An 18,094-nucleotide genomic window follows, 5' to 3' on the forward strand; every position below is an offset into this window, starting at 1 on the left:
CTCAATTCTTATGCACGGCTTTGCGAATCCCAAACGTTTTCTGTCGCTGGCAAAGTGGCTGACTCCGCTCCTGATGGTGAGCGGGGGCATCCTCGCTTGCATCGCGGTGATCTGGGGCTTTTTCTATCTCCCTCCTGACAGGTTGATGGGCGATACCGTGCGGATCCTGATCATTCATGTGCCATCGGCATGGTTGGGCATGGGCGGCTGGACCGCGATTGCCATTTCCAGCCTCGTTTTCCTTGTCTGGCGGCATCCGCTTGCGAGTATCGCGGCAAGGGCCGCTGCGCTTCCCGGCGCGGTGTTCACCGCAATCTGTCTTGTAACCGGATCGCTCTGGGCGCGGCCAACATGGGGCACTTGGTGGGTGTGGGACGGGCGCGTAACCTCGATGCTGGTCCTGCTGTTCCTGTATTTCGGCTATATCGCGCTGGCCCAGGCAATTGACCGCGAAGGCGGTTCCAGCCGCATCACCGCGATTTTCGGACTGGTCGGGGCGATCAATATCCCGATCATCAATCGTTCGGTCGTATGGTGGCAATCGCTGCATCAGCCCCCCAGCATCACGATTGGCAAAAGCGCGATCGACAGCACCTTTCTGGTTCCGATGCTGATTTCCGTGCTGGGCTTCTCGCTGATTTTTGCAGGCGTTGTACTGGCGCGGATGCGCGCGCTGCTGGCCGATATGCAAACCGAGGCACGGCTGCGGCGCAAAGCGATGGAGAACGGGTGATGCGCGAAGGTCTCGATCAGATGGATTTCGTGATCGCAACCTATGCGATTGGCATTGTCGCGACGCTGGCGCTGGTCATTTGGAGTGTGATGGCCATGCGGCGCGCGGAAAAACGCCGCGAGCAGGCGAGACGCAAATGAGCGCGCTGAAACCCAAGCATCAGCGGTTGGTATTGTTGGCTATCGCGCTGGTCGCCATTATCGGGGCAGGGCTGCTCGCATCGTATGCGCTGCGCAACGAGGCGAGCTATTTCTACACTGCAGACCAGATCGCCGCCAATCCGCCCAAGCCGGGCGAGCTGATCCGGCTGGGCGGAATGGTTCAGGAAGGCTCGCTCTCCACGCTGGAAGACGGTGTGACCGTGGCTTTCACCGTGACCGATATGAAAAGCGCGACGGTGCCGGTTCGCTATACCGGCATTTTGCCCGATCTGTTTGTCGAAGGGTCGGGCGTAGTAGCCGACGGACGGATGGATGAAGGCGGCACTTTCATTGCCGAACAATTGCTTGCCAAGCATGACGAGAATTACGTCCCGCGCGAATTGCAGGATATGCAGCAGCATTCGGCCGACGAGACGCTCAAAACGCTGGAAACCTCCCAATGATTGCCGAACTCGGCCTGACCGCCTTGTGGCTGGCGGCTGCTTTATCGGTCTTGCAACTGGTGGCGGGCGCGCTGGCGCTGCGCGACGAAGGCGGGGAACTGGCAAAGCTGGTGCGCCCGGCGGCGATTTTGCAGGGCTTGTTGGCGGGTTTCGCCTTTTTGATGCTGCTTTATCTGTTTGCGGTCACCGATCTGTCGGTCAAGCTGGTCGAAACCAATTCGCATTCGGCCAAGCCGATGGTTTTCAAGCTGGCCGGGGCATGGGGCAATCATGAAGGCTCGATGCTGCTGTGGATCACGGTGATGGCGCTGGCGGGTGGTCTGATCGCGCTGGCGGAACGGCGTTTGCCCGAAAAAACGATGCTGGCAACGCTTGCGGCGCAGGCTTTTGTCGGGCTGGGTTTCTATGCATTTCTGCTGCTGAGCTCGAACCCGTTTGAGCGCCTGCCCATGCCCGCGCTGGAGGGCAGAGGCCTCAATCCCTTGCTGCAGGATATCGGCCTCGCATTCCACCCGCCGACTTTGTATTTCGGCTATGTCGGCCTTTCTGTCGCTTTCAGCTTTGCCGTCGGCGCGCTGGTAACGCGGCAGGTCAATCCCGTTTTCGCCCGCGCCATGCGGCCGTGGGTGCTGGGCGCGTGGATATTCCTGACGCTGGGGATCACGGCAGGCAGCTATTGGGCCTATTACGAGCTCGGCTGGGGCGGTTGGTGGTTCTGGGACCCGGTCGAAAATGCATCGCTTATGCCGTGGCTTGCCGCGACCGCTTTGCTCCATTCGGTCGGCGTTCTCGCCGCACGCGATGCATTGCGGACATGGACGATCATGCTCGGCGTGGTGGCATTTTCGATGTCGATGCTCGGCACGTTCCTTGTCCGGTCGGGCATTTTGACCAGCGTGCACGCTTTCGCCGTCGATCCGGAGCGCGGGACATTTATCCTGTTCTTGCTGGTGCTCTATATCGGCGGTGCATTGCTGTTGTTCGGGCTGCGCGCGGCCACAGTGGCGGAAGGCGAGCGTTTCCGCGTGACCAGCCGCGAGGGCGCCCTGGTAATCAACAATGTGATGCTCAGCGCGATCCTCGGGATTGTCCTGCTCGGCACGCTCTATCCGCTGCTGACCGAAGCGTTCGACGTGCGTGTCTCTGTCGGCCCTCCCTATTTCAATCCGGTGGGCGCGATTTTTACGATTCCGATGCTGCTGGTGATGTGCGTTGGCCCGCTGCTGCGCTGGCGCGGCGATAGTCTGGGCCGGATCAAGAATTCGCTGGCGATTGTCGCGGCGATCATGCTTGCGGTGCTGGCGCTGGTCGTGGTTCTGGGCTCTTACGGGATTTTGCCGGTGCTGGGGCTGAGCATTGCAATCGGGCTTGCGATCGCCAGCTTCCTGCCGCTCAGGGGCCGCAATCTGCTCCGCGTTCCGATTGCGACATGGGGCATGGTGGTCGCGCATTTCGGCCTGGCAGTGGCGCTGTTCGGAATGGCGAGCGAAACCGCCTTCTCCGAAGAAAAACTGGCCGCGGTGCCGGTTGGCGAAAGCGCGCAAGTCGGGCCGTGGACGGTGACGCTGGAAAATGTAGAGCCTGTGGCCGGACCCAACTGGACCGCGATCCAGGGGCGTTTTGCAGCGCGTTATGACGGCGGCGATGCGGTTATCCTGACCCCGCAAGCGCGCAATTTCTGGGCGCCGCCGCAAGAAACCACCGAAAGCACGCTGGCAACGCGGTGGAATGGCCAGCTTTACGCGGTGATCGGCAATCAGGCACCCGATGGCCGGTGGCAATTGCGGCTTTGGTGGAAACCCTTTGTGACTTTCATCTGGTATGGCGGGATATTGGTTGCGCTGGGCGGATTGCTGGCGCTGATTGGTAGGCTGAAGAGTGATTTGAAGCGCCGCTATGTCAAATCGCGTCTGGCCGATCGCGCTGCGGAGGTGGCCGCATGAACAAAGCATGGCTCTGGATCCCGCTTGGGCTATTCTTCGGATTTGCCGGATTGGCGGCCTATCAGCTGACCCAGCCGAAGGACGAATTCATCGCAAGTACCATGATCGGCAAGCCGGTGCCCGAATTCGATCTTCCCCCGGCGCATGCCGATCGGCCCGGATTGACGATTTCTGACCTGAAAGACGGCAAGCCGAAACTTCTCAATATCTGGGCGAGCTGGTGCCTTCCCTGCATTGCCGAGGCCGAGCATCTCGACAGGTTGAAGCGCGAGGGGGCTGATATTGTCGGCGTTGCAATCCGCGACCGTCCTGAAGATGTCGCGCGCTTCCTTGCGCAGCACGGCAATCCCTATTCCAAAATCGGCAAGGACGATCTGTCCAATTTGCAATTGAGCATAGGTTCGTCAGGCGTGCCGGAGACTTTCGTGGTCAATGGCGACGGTATCATTGTCTACCAGCATATCGGCGATGTCCGCGCGGAACATGTGCCGATGTTGCTGGAAAAACTGGCGGAGGCAGGAGGATGAACGGCCAAGCATATACAACCTCCCGTCATTCCCGCGAAAGCGGGAATCCAGTGTGGCGTATTGCTAGATCGCTCTGGATTCCCGCTTTCGCGGGAATGACGATGCTGGCCATCATGATTCTCGTTCCTGAACCACTGTCAGCCCAGCAATCGCTCCCCCCGGCACCGCTGGCTTACGAGCAGCTCGAAGATCCGGCGCAGGAACAGGCCGCGCAGGAGCTGATGGAGACGCTGCGCTGCCTCAAATGCCAAAGCCAGTCGATTGCCGATAGCGATGCGCCGATGGCGGGCGATATGCGCCATCAGGTGCGCAGCCGCATTGCTGCGGGCGAAGACCCGGAGGCGATCCGCGCGTGGCTGGTCGAACGCTATGGCGATTATGTCAGCTACGCCCCATCGGTTAGCGAAACCACCTGGCCGCTATTTGCGGTTCCCTTGCTGCTGATGTTGGTTGCCGGCGCGTTGATCTGGCGGCGCCTGAGGAAATCCGCATGAGCTGGCTGCCGATACTGATCCTCGCGCTAGCGGCGTTCGTGATTGCCGCATGGCTGCTGCACCTGCCCAAATCGGGCTGGGCGCTGTTTGGCGCGGCGCTGGTGTTCGGTCTTGCCGGCTATGCGCTGCAAGGATCGCCGGGATATGCGGGGGCTCCGACCGAAAACGCGCCGGTCGCGAGCGCCAATAGCGAAGCCATTGTCGAAGCGCGGCGTGATTTCTTCGGGCGTGACCGTGTTCCATCGCGCTGGGTGACGGTGGCCGACGGGTTCGCGCGCAACGGCCAGTTCGAGGATTCGGCCAATATGCTTCGCAATGCGGTTGACGAAAATCCCGATGATATCGAGGCATGGGTCGCGCTGGGCAATGCGCTGATCGAACACGCCAATGGATCGCTCACCCCCGCCGCGCTCTATGCCTTTGCCGAGGCGGAGAAAGTGCAGCCAGGCCATCCTGCACCGGCCTATTTCCTTGGCGTTGGGCTGCTGCGTTCGGGCAAACCGATGGAAACCCGCGCAATTTGGGCGGAATTGCTTGAAAATGCGCCAGAGGGGGCCGAATGGGCAGCGCCGTTGCAAGACCGCCTGACGCGGCTGGACGAGCTTCTGGCGCAAATGGGCGGGCCTGTTCCTGTGGTGGAACAGTGATCATCATGCGTGTTGCCCCTTACATTGGTTGCTGCTAGTTGCCGCCGCCTTTCGAGTGGTGATTGATTGCGCGCCAATTAGGGACGATCCTTAAGCGCAAGCGGGATACCGAATTTCATGGCAAAAGCCTCAACACATACCGTTCAGCCGCCTCCGGGCTCGCAGACTGGCCATAGCGCCTCGAAAGCGGCGCTCGCGGTGGGTGCTATCGGCATTGTGTTCGGCGATATCGGCACCAGTCCGCTTTATGCCTTCCGCGAAACTTTTGTTGGGCCGCACCCGCTTGCGCTGGATGCAGCGCATGTGCTGGGCGTGGTCAGCCTGATCTTCTGGTCAATGACGCTGGTCGTGGCGATCCAATATGTCACGATCCTGATGCGCGCGGACAATAAGGGGCAGGGCGGCTCGCTCGCGCTGGTTGCGCTTATTTCGCGCCATATCGGCCGGTCAAAATATGGCTGGATGGCAGTGCTTCTGGGCGTGTTTGCGACTTCGCTGTTTTACGGCGACAGCATGATTACGCCCGCAATTTCGGTGCTGTCCGCAGTTGAAGGCCTGACCGTGGTCGATCACCGGCTTGATAGATTCGTTATTCCGATTGCGCTGGTCCTGCTGATCTTCCTGTTTGTCCTGCAGAAGCGGGGCACTGCAAAGGTCGGCGCGCTGTTTGCGCCGGTGATGATCGTCTATTTCACCGTGATTGCCAGCATGGGCGCATGGCAGATTTTCCAGACCCCTGAAGTCCTGTGGGCGCTCAACCCCTATTACGCGGTGAATTTCTTCTTTCTCGACGGTTTTACCGCCTTTCTAGCGCTGGGATCGGTGGTGCTGGCGGTAACCGGTTCCGAGGCGCTTTATTCGGATATGGGGCATTTCGGGCGCGGTCCGATGCGTCTTTCGTGGTTCGGCTTTGTAATGCCATGCCTGCTGCTCAACTATTTCGGGCAGGGCGCGATGATTATCGGATTGCCCACCGATCAGGCGGCAGAGGCGATCCAGAGCCCGTTCTTTTTCCTCGCAAGCGAACAATGGCGTCTGCCGCTGGTGTTCCTCGCCACATTCGCCACTTTCATTGCCAGTCAGGCGGTGATTTCGGGTGCATTCTCGATCACCCATCAGGCGATGCAAATGGGCTATATTCCGCGCCTGTCGATCCGCCACACCAGCGAAACCGAAGGCGGCCAGATTTACATTCCGGTGGTCAACTGGGCGCTGATGATCGCGGTGATCATTCTGGTGCTGACGTTCCAGAACAGCTCCAACCTCGCGAGCGCATATGGCATCGCGGTAACCGGCGCGGTTACGATTGATACGCTGCTGATGGCGGTATTGCTGGTCGGGGTGTGGAAATGGAAATGGTGGTACGCCGCGCCGGTGGTGCTGCTGTTCCTGATCGTTGACGGGGCCTATTTCGCCGCGAACCTTGCCAAGGTACCCGATGGCGGCTGGTTCCCATTGGTGGTCGGCCTTGTCGCTTTCACCTTACTCACCACCTGGGCGCGCGGCCGCAAGCTGATGCGCGAACGGATGAGCGAAGTCTCGCTGCCGATGGAAATCTTCGCCAAATCGGCCAAGAACAGCGCAACCCGCGTTCCCGGAACCGCGATCTTCATGGCATCGGCCAAGGGCGGGGTTCCCTCTGCGCTGCTGCACAATATCAAGCACAACAAGGTGCTGCATGAGCGGGTGGTGATCCTGACCATCGAGATCGCCGAAATACCCTATGTCGATCCCAATGCGCGCTGCGAATATCACGATTTGGGCGACGGCTTCTTCCGCGCCGTGCTGCATTACGGCTTTATGGAAGAAACCAATGTGCCCGAAGGTCTGAAGAACATGGCCGTGTGCGGCGGCGAATTCGATATGATGCAGACCAGCTTCTTCCTGTCGCGGCAAACGCTGCTGCCGTCAGAGAAACCGGGGATGCCGATCTGGCGCGAGAAGATTTTTGCGTGGATGCTGCGCAATTCGGCGACTGCGATGGAATTCTTCCGTCTGCCGACCAACCGGGTTGTTGAGCTGGGCAGTCAGGTACGGATTTGATTAGCACGTCACCCCAGCGGAAGCTGGGGTCTCGGGTCTCCAGGTCGTACTTCGCTGCTTGAGATCCCAGCCTTCGCTGGGATGACGCGTTATGGCTATGCCGTTGGCGGCTCGTCCTTGATCACATCATCCTCCTCACCGACATTCAATCCGTGCTTCAACAGCATCGGAATTTGGCTGAATGTGAAGAGGAAGGTCAGCGGCATAAACACCCAGAATTTCGCCCAGAGCCAGCTTTCGAAACTTAGCTGCGCGCGCAGCACTTCATTGAGCGCGGCGAGGGCAAAGAAGAAGAACCCCCAATTGCGCGAAAGTTTGAGCCAGCCTTCGTTGCTCAGCCCTTCAAACGCGGCCTCTAGCAGCACTTTGAGCAGCGCTTTGCCTTTCCACCAATAGCCGATCAGCAAAGCGGCGCCGAATACCGAATAGATGATCGTCGGCTTCAACTGGACAAACACAGGATCGCCGAAAAAAATCGTCAGCGCGCCGAAGCCAACGATCAGGGCTGTCGAGAACATCAGCATCGGCGAAACTTTGCCCAGCCGGAATTTCGAGAACAGCAGCGCCGTGACCGCTGCAATCATAAAGGCTGCTGTGCCATAGATAATGGCGATAATCTCTCCGCCCGGAGAGGTCTCTTCGGGTGAGTAATATTTGTACACCGCGAGGAACACCAGCAACGGGCCATAATCGACCAGCACATTGAGCCAGCCGGACGAGCTGGGCTTAACCGGCGGTTTTTCGTCAGCCATCAGGCCACTCCTGCAATCACTTTGGCAACCAGATCGGGATCGAAAGGCCGCAAATCGTCTATCTTCTCACCCACGCCAATCGCGTGGATTGGCAAACCATATTGCTCGGCCGCGGCGACCAGAACGCCGCCGCGCGCGGTGCCATCGAGCTTGGTCATAATCAGGCCGGTAACGCCGGCGACTTCCTTGAATACGTCAATCTGGGCAAGCGCGTTTTGCCCGTTGGTCGCATCGAGCACGAGAACCACATCATGCGGCGCTTCGGGGTTGAGGCGGCCAAGCACTTTGCGAATTTTGGCAAGCTCATCCATCAATTCGCGCTTGTTCTGCAGGCGGCCCGCAGTATCGACCACCAAAGCGTCGATACCCTGTTCGGTTGCGGCTTTAACCCCATCAAACACGATGCTGGCCGGATCGCCGCCTTCTGGCCCGCGAATGATCGGCACGTCTATCCGCTCCGCCCAAGTCGCCAGCTGCCTGATCGCCGCGGCGCGAAACGTGTCGCCAGCGGCCAGCATGACACCGTAATCATCTTCCTGAAACCAATGCGCCAGCTTTGCGATTGTGGTGGTTTTGCCGCTGCCATTCACCCCGATCACCAACAAAACTTGCGGGCGGGGGAAAGCGGTGATTTCAATGGGAACAGCAACCGGGCGCAGGATCTCGGCAATCTCTTCCGCCACGGCTTCTTTCAGTTCGGTCTCGGTGATGTTGAGGCCGAATTTCTTCTCCGCCAGTTTGGCGCGAATGCGCGCAGCGGCAGACGGACCGAGATCCGACATGATCAGCGCGTCTTCGACATTGTCGAGCGTCGAGTCATCGAGCTTGGCAGTACCAACCACCTCGGTAAGATTGGTCGAAAGCCGCTCTGACGTTTTGCGGAACCCGCCAAACAGACGGTCTTTCCAGCTCATCTCGCTCATTGCAGCAAGCCCTTATCCAAAGCGGTTGGCGTGATGGTGAGAATGGTCCCCGGCGCAGTGCCTTGGGGAACCGCCACTCTCGCGAAATTGGGCGCATAGCCGGTTCCGTCGCGCTCTGCGAGGACCGTCAGCGGCTTACCCACTTGAGTTTCCAGCCATGCGTCGCGCCGCGCGGCAACATCGCTGCGAAGCTCAGCCGCGCGGTGCTTTATCACGCTACGGTCAAGCTGCGGCATGCGCGCCGCGGGCGTGTTGGGGCGGGGCGAATAGGGGAAGATATGGCCGTGGACGATATCGAGCTCTTTGATGATGGAACGGTTCTGGGCATGCATAGCCTCGTCTTCGGTCGGGAAACCGGCGATAAGGTCAGCCCCGATCGCGATGTTCGGCCGGCGCGCTTTCAATCGCTCGACCAGGGCCACTGCATCGTGCCGCAAATGGCGGCGCTTCATGCGTTTCAGCATCATATCGTGCCCATGCTGCAGCGAGAGATGGAGATGCGGCATCAGCCGCTGTTCCTGCGCAAACAGATCCTCCAGCAGTGGATCGATCTCTATCCCGTCGAGCGAAGACATGCGCAAACGGCGTAGCTGCGGAAAATTGTCGAGCACGGCCTGCACCATGGTGCCCATCGCAGGTGTGTCGGGCAGATCATGGCCCCAGGATGTGACATCGACGCCGGTCAGCACCACTTCGGGGGCGCCTTGCTGCAGATGTGTTTCGACCTGCGCCAGCACTTGCGCGACTGTCATCGACCGGCTTTTTCCGCGCCCCTGCGGGATCACGCAGAAAGTGCAGGCATGGTCGCAGCCATTTTGTACGGTGACGAAAGCGCGCGTCCGGCTGGGAACAGCAGGCGCGGTGTCGACCGGCACATTCCACGCACGCGGATCGAGCTTGGCGGTGTTGGCGATTAACCCATCGACTTCGGGCATGTTGCCGATTTGCTCGCGCTCGATATCGGCTGCGCAACCGGTTACCAGCAATCGCGCATCGGGGCGTGCCTTGCGCGCCTTGCGGATGGCTTGCCGCGTCTGCCGCACCGCTTCCATCGTTACCGCGCAGCTGTTGATCACCACGATGTCATCGTCACCGCCCAGCATCGCCTTGATCTGCTCGCTCTCCGATATGTTGAGGCGGCAACCAAGCGATATCACTTCGGCGTTTGCGGAACGGGTCATGCGTAGTCTGCCCATTCAAATGATCCGCGAAACGCCTCTGTCGCGGGGCCTTCCATCACAATCGTGCTACCTTCGGACCATTCGATCGTCAGCGCGCCGCCGGGCAAATTGACCGTCACAGGAGACGTCACCAGACCGCGTTTCAGCGCCGCAACAGCGGTGGCGCATGCGCCGGTGCCGCAGGCGCGGGTCAAACCTGCGCCGCGTTCCCACACGCGCAGATTGATGGCGCCATCGCGCACATCCGCAACATTGACATTGATCCGTTCGGGAAACAGCGGATCATGCTCGATTTCAGGGCCAAGCCGGTCGAGCGGCACTGCTTCGCAATCGGGCACGAAGAAAACCACATGCGGATTGCCGACATTGACCGCGGACGGATTGGCCAGCATTTCCCAGGAAACTGGCATCGCAGCGGTATCCATCGCATAGTCGAGCGGGATCGCGTCCCATTCGAAAGCTGGCTCGCCCATATCCACCCGCGCACCGCTATTGGTGGGCGACAAGGTAATAATACCGCCATCGGTTTCCACGCAGGCGCGTTCACCGTGCATCAAAGCCACCGCACGCGAAGCGTTGCCGCATGCTTCGACTTCGCTGCCATCGGAATTGAATATGCGCATGCGGAAATCAGCTGCATCGGATGTCTCGAGCAAGATCAACTGATCGCAGCCAATTCCCGTGCGCCGGTTGGCCAGCGCCGCGGCGGTTTGCTCGCTCAAATCGGGCAGTTGGGCCTCGCGCGCATCGAGAATGATAAAATCATTGCCGAGGCCGTGCATCTTGATGAAGGGAACACGCATCACCCAGCGCATTTATGCATCGCCGGGGCCAACGTCCAGTGGCGGTGTGGTATCTTGGGGTTTCGCGGCGGGCCGTTATGCCGGATCAGGCAGCGACAAAGACCTTACGCTCTGCTGCGCTTGCTTGTCTCTTCCGACTCTTCATGCGCGGTTTTTCCGGTATCTTCCTGCGCCGCTTCCGCCGGTACCACCAGCAAGCCTTTCGCCCGCAAACGCCTGCGCACGGCCTCTGAATCTTCGGGACGGCCATAATGGTATCCCTGACCCTTCATCGAGCCTTTGCCGCGCAAAGCTTCGAGTATTTTCGTGTCTTCGATCCCTTCGGCGGTGATGGGCATTTCAAGGCCATCGCCCAGCGAAATGATGGCATTGACGATCTTCTCGCTGGCGTTTTTCTCATTGAGCTCGCCAACGAAGCTGCGATCGATCTTCAGCCTGTCAAACGGCAAGGAACGCAATTGGGCGAGGCTGGCATAGCCGGTTCCGAAATCGTCCAGGCTGATATGCACGCCCTGGTTCTTCAGACTGGTGATCATCGAGCGCACCACGCCGATATTCTCGTGGATGCAGCTTTCGGTAATCTCGATTTCCAGCCGGCTTGGCGGGAAGCTGTGTTTGACCAGCAGTTTGAGCAATTTCTGCGAGAACCACGGGTCGCGAAGCTGGACCGGCGAGATATTGACCGACAATGACAGCTTGGGATCCCATTCCTTCGCGTCGACAAAGGCTTGCTCGATAAGCTGTTCGGACAGTGTTGCGATCAGCCCGATTTCTTCGGCAACCGGGATGAAAACGGTCGGATTGACTAGCCCCAGCTCGGGCGAATTCCACCGCGCGAGCATTTCGAAACCAACGATTTCGCCAGTGTCGATGTCCACCTGCTGTTCGTAATAGGGGACAAATTCACCCTTTGTGACGCCGCGGCGAATACCCGATTCCAGTTCGTTGCGGAAACGCAGTTCATTTTCCATCGAGGCTTCGAACCAGAAATACCGGTTCTTCCCTCGGCCTTTGGCGTGGTACATCGCAATGTCACCGCGGTGCATCAATTCTTCGCCGCCAAGCGTTTCCTTGTGCTTGGGCATGTCCTGCGCCGTAGTGGTGATCCCCACCGACATGGTGATTTCAATGGTGACGCCGTCGATTTCCTGCGGCTTTGCAACGCGCGAGATGAGCCGCGCGGCGAGTTGGTCCACGGTGTCGGGGGCGGCGTTATCAAACGAAAAAACGCAGGCAAATTCGTCACCGCCCAGTCGCGCGACAAGCCCGTCTTTGGGCATTACTTCGCGCATCCGGTCAGCAACATTCACCAACACCTGATCGCCGACCTTGTGCCCGTTGAGATCGTTGATCTGTTTGAAATTGTCGAGGTCAACCATCAGAAACGCCACGGCGCTGCGATCTGCGGAATTATCGGCGATCAGCGTGTTTGTGGCGGGCATGATGCTGCGCCGGTTAAGGCATCCGGTCAGCGGATCTGTTTCCGCCAGTGCCTGCGCCGTCTTCTCGGCTTGGCGGCGCTGCTCGATCTCGACGATCAATTCGCGGTACCGGCGCATACCGAAGATGATCAGCGCGATGTTGAGAAGCAGTGCGTTAATGATCAGATTGTTTGGTCCCTCGGCGCCGGACATCCAATTGCGGACAATTTGCGGTAAAACCGAACCGCCGGTTCCGATGAACATGAGGATGGCCGCAACCGCGATACCCAGCGCGACAACGTCACGCTCGATGCGTTGTTTCGCCTTGGTGATATGCGCGTTGTTGCTTGCCATAAGTGCACCAACCGGTGACGAACCGGAACTTCCCCTGTTTCGAGAGGATCACCGCTATGGCGGAGCTTGTTAAATAAGCCGTTAATTACACTTCTAAGCCAAGTGGCGCTTGCGCGGCTGGCGCGCTAGGGAACGGGCGGCTCACACCCAAGATATACCGGAGTTTCGCAATGGCCCGATATTGGCTGATGAAATCAGAACCCAACGTCTATGGCTGGGACGATCTGGTTGCAGAGGAGGAGGGCACGTGGGACGGGGTGCGCAATCACCGCGCCAAGAACAATCTCGCCGCCATGGAAGTTGGCGATCAGGTCTTCTTCTACCACTCGAATATCGGGCTGGAGATTGTCGGCATTGCGCAAGTGAGCGTTGCCGGAATTACCGATCCAACCGATCCGACCGGCAAATGGGCGGCGGTCAAAGTGGTTCCGAAGCAGAAACTCCCAAAGACTGTCACGCTCAAGCAGATCAAGGCCGATCCTGCGCTGTCGGAAACGGAACTGGTCAAGCTGATGCGCCTGTCGGTGAGCGAAGTGCGCCCTGCCGAATGGGATCATATCCTTAAAATGGCGGGGCTTTAGCGCCCGAACGGTTTCGCCGGTTAAGCGCGATGAATAACCGGAATGCTTAATGTCCCATCGTGCGACGGTCGCCAATCGGGCCGCGCGCGATGGTTAGCAATGCGTTAACAGCGGCGTCATGAGAAGGTCGCTTGTTCTTACAGATGAAACCGCTGGGCATCCATTCCTGGCTTCGCTTCCACCACATATCCGGTCGGGTGAACCAGCCGCCGCTGCCCGCCCGAAACTGCGACTGACGCGCGATGACATTCGCGGGTTTTTTGCGGCCTATATCGGCTGCTTTGTCGCGGCTTCGATCTTTATCAGCTGAAGCGCTGCTTCAGATCTCCATTTCGATTGGCGCGTCCGCTGCGTCCTGCTCTGCTTTGTAGAGCCGCTGCCCGAGCCAGGCGGACACCAGACACATTGCCGCGCTGAGCAATAGCTGCTCGGGTATCGACAGGCCGATCACATTGAGAAGCATTGCTGCGAGCGAACCGACCACCATTGCCCCCGAATTGACGATATTGTTGGCGGCGATTGTCCGCGCAGCCTGTTCGGGGGCCACGCGCGTCGTCAGGAAGGCGTAAAGCGGGACCACAAACATGCCCCCGGCCACGGCGATGCCCAGCAAACACAGCAGCAGGAATGTCGCCATCGGCCATGCCAGAAATTCGGCAACGCCAAGCAATTCGGTCGGCTGGTCGGCGGCCCACAGACGGGTCACGAAATAAAACGCGACAACGAACAGCCCCATTACGATCACCGAAACCGGCGCGTATTTTGCCGAAACCTTGCCTTTGAGCAGTTTGTTGATCGACACCGAACCAATCGCCACACCGATCGAGAAAGTCACCAGAAACAGGCTGGCGACGGCAGGTTCGGCCATGATGACATTCTTGGCCAGCGGAACAAACTGGATGAACAGCACCGCGCCAATAGTCCAGAAGAAGCTGATCGCCAGAATGGCATAGAATACCTCGCGGTTGTGCATCGTTTCGCTGATCAAGTTTTTCGAAGCGCGGATCAAATGCCAGTCCAGCTTGCTTTCGGCATTGCCCAGCGGCGGCGCGTCGGGGACCTGCCGGCTGACGAAATAACCGATAATGGCGGTGATGATGATGCCGGCAGCGGCATATTTAACATCGATCCACCCCGCCAGAATCGTGCCCGCTAGGATAGCGATATAAGTGCCCGCTTCGACCAGCCCGGTACCGGCCAGAACTTCATCCTTCTTCAGATGCTGCGGCAAAATTGCGTATTTGATCGGGCCAAGAAAGGTCGATTGTACACCCGTCAGAAACAGGGCCAGCATCAGTAAGGGGATCGCCACTTCGTTCACCGCGATGCCATTCCAGGCGAGATAAAGCCCCGCAGCGCCGATCAGCATCAGGATTATTTCGCAGGCCTTCACCGTGCGGATTATCGCGGCCTTGTCGCGCATATCGGCCAATTGTCCGGCCAGTGCCGACAAAACAAAGAACGGTAGAATGAAAAGGCCCGATGCGACCGCGCTAAAAATGCCTTCGGTGCTGGGCGAATTATACACCTGATACACGACGAACAGGACCATCGCGTTCTTGTAGAGATTGTCGTTGAAAGCATTGAACAATTGGGTGACGAACAAGGGGAGGAAACGCCTGCGGTGCAGAAGATGCGTCGTTGTTGTCATGAGTCCCCATCCCAAACTGCCCGGCGAAAAACCGGTTGCGGTTCAGGCTCTACCCGATTGAAAGCGTTGAACAAGGGGCAACAGGGGTGAACAAGGGCAATGAGAGCCTTTTGCCTCTCGCCAAGCTCGGCTAAGGCGGGGATATGTTGAGCTTGCCCAATATCCTGACCTTGTCGCGGATTGTCGCGGTGCCCTTGCTGGTGGCGCTGTTGTGGTGGCCTGACTGGCGGCTTGGCTATGGCCTTGCCTGGCTACTCTATGCGCTGATGGCCATTACCGACTATTTCGACGGCTATATTGCACGTGCAAGCGGCGCAGTGTCCAAACTGGGCAGCTTCCTCGATCCGATTGCCGACAAGATCATGGTTGCCGCGGTGATTCTGGTATTGACCGCACAGGGCTATTTGCGCGGTCCCTATGTTGGTGATTTGCACGTGATCGCCGGCTTGATCATTCTGATCAGGGAATTTGCGGTTTCCGGCCTGCGCGAATTTCTTGCGGAGGTAAAAGTGTCCGTGCCGGTTACCAAGCTGGCCAAGTGGAAAACCACCTTGCAGCTGCTTTCTCTGGGTGCGTTGATCTTTGGCGGTGCGGTCCACGGGCCCCCGCCGGTATTGCTGGAAGATGCAGCGCGGCCCTTGTCTGAACAATGGATACATTTGGTCGGCCTCGGCAGCCTGTGGGGCGCAGCGATTTTGACGCTGATTACCGGTTGGGATTATTTGCGCGTCGGCCTCAAGCATATGGATTGAGGCAAGGCAGATCTTATTCGATCATGCCCGCTGCAACCGGGCGGATATCCACCAGCGGAATACCAAAGCGATCGCGAGGGTCATTGCGATCAAAATCTTCCTCGTCGCTATATCCGAAATGCTCGACCATTTTCTGGTGCAGCGGCAGATCGAATTTGATCCCGGTATTCTTGCCCAAACGCCAGACGATACGGCCAGGGATGGTTGTTTTACCGGTTAGCGACAGTTCCACTTCCGCGCCTTCTTCGGCCGCGTCATCGCTGGTTTCGATCATGCAGCCGCCGCACGACAAGTTATAAAGCGATACGATGAGGTCTTTGCCGCCTATCCGGCATTCGATTTCCTGATCGGTTCTGAATCGGTTGTACGAACGCATAACCTGGCCCCTTTTTGTCCTAGCCGGATATACGTAGCGCGAAATTTACAAATAAAACGTGAATTGACGGGCGGGGCTTCCTCGGCGCGAACGCCATTGCGCAATTGTGTTTACCCGGTCCGCAGTTCTTCCGATAGCAACCGGAATTCTTCCTCGCGCGGCGAATTCTTGCGCCAGACGAGGGCGATTTCGCGGCTCGGATTGGTCGCTTTCAGCGGGCGGGCAATGACTTCGGTATCGTGCAAAATTCCCGCATCGATGGCCATTTGCGGAAGCATCGTCACACCCAATTCGTTGTCGACCATCTGCACCAGCGTGTGCAGGCTGGTTCCGATCATTGTTGCGCTGGAACTTAGCTCCGGGCGGTTGCACGCAGCCAAGGCGTGTTCTTTCAGGCAGTGACCGTCTTCGAGCAGCAACAACTGCCCTTCATCGATCATCGATGGCGGAATGCTCTCGGGCAGATCGCTCGGCTTGTCGCGCGGGAAAGCGACATAGAGCTTGTCGTCCGCAATATGTTCAAAATCCACTTCGCCGGTCGCAAAGGGAAGGGCCAGCAACACGCAATCCGCGCGCCCGTGATGCAATGACTCGATGGCGTCGGCGCTGGTTTCCTCGCGCAGATACAGTTTCAGGGCAGGGCGCTCTTTGCGCAAACGCGGCAATATGCGCGGGAGGAAGAAAGGCGCGATCGTGGGGATGACGCTCATCCGCAATTCGCCCGATAGCGGCTTGCCCGATGCTTGGACCAGAGCACTCAGTTCTTCGGCCTCGCGCAGCAGGCGATGCGCTTTGTCGACCACCGAATTGCCCAGCGGGGTGAATCTGACCACGCGGCGGCTGCGTTCGACCAATGTCACGCCGAGCAGCGTCTCAAGCTCGCGTATCCCGGCGGACAGCGTTGATTGCGACACAAAGCTGGCCTCGGCCGCGCGGCCGAAATGGCCATGCTCATGCAGCGCAACCAGATACTGCAGCTGCTTGATGGTGGGCAGATAGGTGCTCACTATTCTGCTGCGGCTGCCTGATCGTCTGCAGCGCCATTCGCCGCGTCCATCATACCGGCGTGCATATCGTCAATATGGCTCATCACCAGCTTGCCGTCTTTGACAGCAAATCCGGTTTTGCCTTCGACCAGTTCAAGAGCGTCTTTTCCGAACACTTCATAACGCCAGCCTTTGAGGATCGGCAGATCACGGACACCTGCGGCGAGCGCTTCCATCTCGTTTGATTTGGTCAATAGCCGGCTTGCCACGTCAAGCTCGCGGGCCCTGATCTTGAGCAACAGCTTGAGCAGATCGGCCACCAGCGCGCCTTCTTTGCCAAGCGGGGCGCCGCGCTTGTTTTTCGATGGCATTTCCTCGGCGGGCAGCGGTTCTGCGTCTTCCAGAACTTTCATCATCCGCTTGCCGATGTCATTTTCGCGCCAGGCATTGGACAGGCCGCGGACCTTGGCGAGATCGGACTGCTTCTTGGGCGGGTGCGATGCGATATCGGCCAATGTCTCGTCACGCATGATGCGGCCGCGCGGAATATCCTTGTGCTGCGCTTCGCCCTCACGCCACGCCGCCAGCGCTTTCAACCGCCCGAGAACCTGCGGATTGCGGCCCTGCGAACGGATGCGTTTCCACGACTGCCCGGGATCATTGCGATAATTTTCGGGGTCGGCGAGTTTCTCCATCTCCGCATTGAGCCATCCGCCGCGGCCGGTCTTGATCAGCTTCTTGAGCATTTTGGGGAAAATCTCGGACAGATATGTCACATCGCCGATGGCATATTCGATCTGCCGGTCTGTCAGCGGGCGCCGGCTCCAATCGGTGAAGCGTGCGCCCTTATCGACTGTCGTGCCGAGCCAGCTTTCGACCAGATTGGCATATCCGATCTGTTCGCTCTGGCTGATCGCCATCATCGCGATTTGCGTGTCGAAAATCGGATGCGGGGTTTTGCCGGTGAGGTTGTAGATAATCTCCACATCCTGCCCGCCCGCGTGGAAGATCTTGAGCACATCTTCATTATCGGTGAGCAATTCGAGCAGGCTGGAAAGGTCGATCCCATCGGCCAGCGGGTCAATCGCGGCGGCTTCTTTATCATTGGCGATTTGTACCAGGCACAGTTCGGGCCAATAGGTGTTCTCGCGCATAAATTCCGTGTCGACCGTGACGAATTCGGATTGGGCAAGGCGTGCGACCAGCGCATCGAGCGCTTCGGTCGTCGTAATCAGATCATGTATTTTCATCGTTTCTTTCAGTCAGTCAGTCGGGCGGAGTGCCGCCTCTCGCGCGTCCTGTTACGCTGCGCGCGAGTTGCAA

20 protein-coding genes are annotated in these 18,094 nt (G+C 58.7%); 11 read left to right on the top strand and 9 right to left on the bottom strand.

The window, feature by feature from the left end; genetic code table 11:
* Nucleotides 1-10 precede the first annotated feature (10 nt).
* The 8 genes from ccmC to GRI41_RS03360 all read left to right on the top strand — a co-directional run bounded on the left by ccmC (nt 11) and on the right by GRI41_RS03360 (nt 6,991).
* Complete coding sequence (gene ccmC / locus GRI41_RS03330; RefSeq protein ID WP_160603361.1) at nt 11-733, top strand: heme ABC transporter permease CcmC; 723 nt, start codon at nt 11-13, stop codon at nt 731-733.
* Entirely contained in the window at nt 733-873 is a 141-nt protein-coding gene (locus GRI41_RS14220; protein WP_202388644.1) for a hypothetical protein, read from the top strand. The genes ccmC and GRI41_RS14220 overlap by 1 nt, the downstream gene beginning before the upstream one ends.
* Nucleotides 870-1,337 (top strand): cytochrome c maturation protein CcmE, encoded by a 468-nt coding sequence (gene ccmE / locus GRI41_RS03335; RefSeq protein ID WP_160603362.1) that lies wholly within the window; start codon nt 870-872, stop codon nt 1,335-1,337. Before GRI41_RS14220 ends, ccmE begins: the two co-directional genes overlap by 4 nt.
* A complete protein-coding gene (locus tag GRI41_RS03340) occupies nt 1,334-3,280 on the top strand; it encodes a heme lyase CcmF/NrfE family subunit (RefSeq protein WP_160603363.1) in 1,947 nt (648 codons plus the stop codon). Before ccmE ends, GRI41_RS03340 begins: the two co-directional genes overlap by 4 nt.
* Nucleotides 3,277-3,807 (top strand): DsbE family thiol:disulfide interchange protein, encoded by a 531-nt coding sequence (locus tag GRI41_RS03345; protein ID WP_160603364.1) that lies wholly within the window; start codon nt 3,277-3,279, stop codon nt 3,805-3,807. The genes GRI41_RS03340 and GRI41_RS03345 overlap by 4 nt, the downstream gene beginning before the upstream one ends.
* Nucleotides 3,808-3,908: 101 nt before the next feature.
* Nucleotides 3,909-4,301: a cytochrome c-type biogenesis protein gene (locus tag GRI41_RS03350; protein WP_235901135.1), complete on the top strand. Its 393-nt coding sequence runs from the start codon at nt 3,909-3,911 to the stop codon at nt 4,299-4,301.
* Nucleotides 4,298-4,948, top strand: coding sequence for a tetratricopeptide repeat protein (locus GRI41_RS03355; protein ID WP_160603366.1), 651 nt, complete (start codon nt 4,298-4,300; stop codon nt 4,946-4,948). Before GRI41_RS03350 ends, GRI41_RS03355 begins: the two co-directional genes overlap by 4 nt.
* Nucleotides 4,949-5,065: 117 nt before the next feature.
* Entirely contained in the window at nt 5,066-6,991 is a 1,926-nt protein-coding gene (locus GRI41_RS03360) for a potassium transporter Kup (RefSeq protein WP_160603367.1), read from the top strand.
* 95 nt (nt 6,992-7,086) lie between these two features.
* Here the strand turns inward: GRI41_RS03360 and GRI41_RS03365 are convergent, their stop codons facing one another.
* The 5 genes from GRI41_RS03365 to GRI41_RS03385 form a co-directional block, all read right to left on the bottom strand.
* A complete protein-coding gene (locus tag GRI41_RS03365; RefSeq protein ID WP_160603368.1) occupies nt 7,087-7,743 on the bottom strand; it encodes an inner membrane-spanning protein YciB in 657 nt (218 codons plus the stop codon).
* Nucleotides 7,743-8,666 carry a signal recognition particle-docking protein FtsY gene (gene ftsY, locus GRI41_RS03370; RefSeq protein ID WP_160603369.1) on the bottom strand — a complete coding sequence of 308 codons (924 nt, stop codon included), beginning with the start codon at nt 8,664-8,666 and terminating at the stop codon, nt 7,743-7,745. The genes GRI41_RS03365 and ftsY overlap by 1 nt, the downstream gene beginning before the upstream one ends.
* Nucleotides 8,663-9,847, bottom strand: coding sequence for a MiaB/RimO family radical SAM methylthiotransferase (locus tag GRI41_RS03375; RefSeq protein WP_160603370.1), 1,185 nt, complete (start codon nt 9,845-9,847; stop codon nt 8,663-8,665). Before GRI41_RS03375 ends, ftsY begins: the two co-directional genes overlap by 4 nt.
* Nucleotides 9,844-10,650, bottom strand: coding sequence for a diaminopimelate epimerase (gene dapF, locus GRI41_RS03380; RefSeq protein ID WP_160603371.1), 807 nt, complete (start codon nt 10,648-10,650; stop codon nt 9,844-9,846). Before dapF ends, GRI41_RS03375 begins: the two co-directional genes overlap by 4 nt.
* Nucleotides 10,651-10,754: 104 nt before the next feature.
* On the bottom strand, nt 10,755-12,425 hold the full coding sequence (locus tag GRI41_RS03385; RefSeq protein ID WP_160603372.1) for a putative bifunctional diguanylate cyclase/phosphodiesterase: 1,671 nt from the start codon (nt 12,423-12,425) through the stop codon (nt 10,755-10,757).
* 170 nt (nt 12,426-12,595) lie between these two features.
* Here GRI41_RS03385 and GRI41_RS03390 point away from each other — a divergent pair, with 170 nt between their 5' ends.
* Together GRI41_RS03390 and GRI41_RS03395 are read left to right on the top strand one after the other, a co-directional pair.
* Entirely contained in the window at nt 12,596-13,006 is a 411-nt protein-coding gene (locus GRI41_RS03390) for an EVE domain-containing protein (RefSeq protein ID WP_160603373.1), read from the top strand.
* Between the two features lie 118 nt (nt 13,007-13,124).
* Nucleotides 13,125-13,316 (top strand): hypothetical protein, encoded by a 192-nt coding sequence (locus GRI41_RS03395; protein ID WP_160603374.1) that lies wholly within the window; start codon nt 13,125-13,127, stop codon nt 13,314-13,316.
* 9 nt (nt 13,317-13,325) lie between these two features.
* Here the strand turns inward: GRI41_RS03395 and GRI41_RS03400 are convergent, their stop codons facing one another.
* Entirely contained in the window at nt 13,326-14,657 is a 1,332-nt protein-coding gene (locus GRI41_RS03400) for an MFS transporter (RefSeq protein ID WP_160603375.1), read from the bottom strand.
* Between the two features lie 143 nt (nt 14,658-14,800).
* On the opposite strand from GRI41_RS03400, the gene pgsA reads away from it, so the two are divergent.
* Complete coding sequence (gene pgsA, locus GRI41_RS03405; protein ID WP_160603376.1) at nt 14,801-15,409, top strand: CDP-diacylglycerol--glycerol-3-phosphate 3-phosphatidyltransferase; 609 nt, start codon at nt 14,801-14,803, stop codon at nt 15,407-15,409.
* Nucleotides 15,410-15,422: 13 nt separating this feature from the next.
* Here the strand turns inward: pgsA and GRI41_RS03410 are convergent, their stop codons facing one another.
* The 3 genes from GRI41_RS03410 to rnd form a co-directional block, all read right to left on the bottom strand.
* The gene (locus GRI41_RS03410) at nt 15,423-15,785 is read right to left on the bottom strand and encodes a PilZ domain-containing protein (protein ID WP_160603377.1); all 363 of its coding nucleotides are present in this window, start codon (nt 15,783-15,785) and stop codon (nt 15,423-15,425) included.
* Between the two features lie 110 nt (nt 15,786-15,895).
* Complete coding sequence (locus GRI41_RS03415) at nt 15,896-16,792, bottom strand: hydrogen peroxide-inducible genes activator (RefSeq protein WP_160603378.1); 897 nt, start codon at nt 16,790-16,792, stop codon at nt 15,896-15,898.
* Nucleotides 16,792-18,021, bottom strand: a complete 1,230-nt coding sequence (rnd, locus tag GRI41_RS03420; RefSeq protein WP_160603379.1) for a ribonuclease D — start codon at nt 18,019-18,021, stop codon at nt 16,792-16,794. The genes GRI41_RS03415 and rnd overlap by 1 nt, the downstream gene beginning before the upstream one ends.
* Between the last annotated feature and the right edge of the window lie 73 nt (nt 18,022-18,094).

The organism is Pontixanthobacter aquaemixtae, from assembly GCF_009827395.1.
Taxonomy (GTDB): Bacteria; Pseudomonadota; Alphaproteobacteria; order Sphingomonadales; family Sphingomonadaceae; genus Pontixanthobacter; species Pontixanthobacter aquaemixtae.

Excerpts from the sequence above, each read along its gene's own strand:
- ccmC (WP_160603361.1), top strand. The coding sequence starts at position 11 with ATGCACGGCTTTGCGAATCCCAAACGTTTTCTGTCGCTGGCAAAGTGG.
- GRI41_RS14220 (WP_202388644.1), top strand. The coding sequence starts at position 733 with ATGCGCGAAGGTCTCGATCAGATGGATTTCGTGATCGCAACCTATGCG.
- ccmE (WP_160603362.1), top strand. The coding sequence starts at position 870 with ATGAGCGCGCTGAAACCCAAGCATCAGCGGTTGGTATTGTTGGCTATC.
- GRI41_RS03340 (WP_160603363.1), top strand. The coding sequence starts at position 1,334 with ATGATTGCCGAACTCGGCCTGACCGCCTTGTGGCTGGCGGCTGCTTTA.
- GRI41_RS03345 (WP_160603364.1), top strand. The coding sequence starts at position 3,277 with ATGAACAAAGCATGGCTCTGGATCCCGCTTGGGCTATTCTTCGGATTT.
- GRI41_RS03350 (WP_235901135.1), top strand. The coding sequence starts at position 3,909 with ATGCTGGCCATCATGATTCTCGTTCCTGAACCACTGTCAGCCCAGCAA.
- GRI41_RS03355 (WP_160603366.1), top strand. The coding sequence starts at position 4,298 with ATGAGCTGGCTGCCGATACTGATCCTCGCGCTAGCGGCGTTCGTGATT.
- GRI41_RS03360 (WP_160603367.1), top strand. The coding sequence starts at position 5,066 with ATGGCAAAAGCCTCAACACATACCGTTCAGCCGCCTCCGGGCTCGCAG.
- GRI41_RS03365 (WP_160603368.1), bottom strand. The coding sequence starts at position 7,743 with ATGGCTGACGAAAAACCGCCGGTTAAGCCCAGCTCGTCCGGCTGGCTC.
- ftsY (WP_160603369.1), bottom strand. The coding sequence starts at position 8,666 with ATGAGCGAGATGAGCTGGAAAGACCGTCTGTTTGGCGGGTTCCGCAAA.
- GRI41_RS03375 (WP_160603370.1), bottom strand. The coding sequence starts at position 9,847 with ATGACCCGTTCCGCAAACGCCGAAGTGATATCGCTTGGTTGCCGCCTC.
- dapF (WP_160603371.1), bottom strand. The coding sequence starts at position 10,650 with ATGCGTGTTCCCTTCATCAAGATGCACGGCCTCGGCAATGATTTTATC.
- GRI41_RS03385 (WP_160603372.1), bottom strand. The coding sequence starts at position 12,425 with ATGGCAAGCAACAACGCGCATATCACCAAGGCGAAACAACGCATCGAG.
- GRI41_RS03390 (WP_160603373.1), top strand. The coding sequence starts at position 12,596 with ATGGCCCGATATTGGCTGATGAAATCAGAACCCAACGTCTATGGCTGG.
- GRI41_RS03395 (WP_160603374.1), top strand. The coding sequence starts at position 13,125 with ATGAGAAGGTCGCTTGTTCTTACAGATGAAACCGCTGGGCATCCATTC.
- GRI41_RS03400 (WP_160603375.1), bottom strand. The coding sequence starts at position 14,657 with ATGACAACAACGACGCATCTTCTGCACCGCAGGCGTTTCCTCCCCTTG.
- pgsA (WP_160603376.1), top strand. The coding sequence starts at position 14,801 with ATGTTGAGCTTGCCCAATATCCTGACCTTGTCGCGGATTGTCGCGGTG.
- GRI41_RS03410 (WP_160603377.1), bottom strand. The coding sequence starts at position 15,785 with ATGCGTTCGTACAACCGATTCAGAACCGATCAGGAAATCGAATGCCGG.
- rnd (WP_160603379.1), bottom strand. The coding sequence starts at position 18,021 with ATGAAAATACATGATCTGATTACGACGACCGAAGCGCTCGATGCGCTG.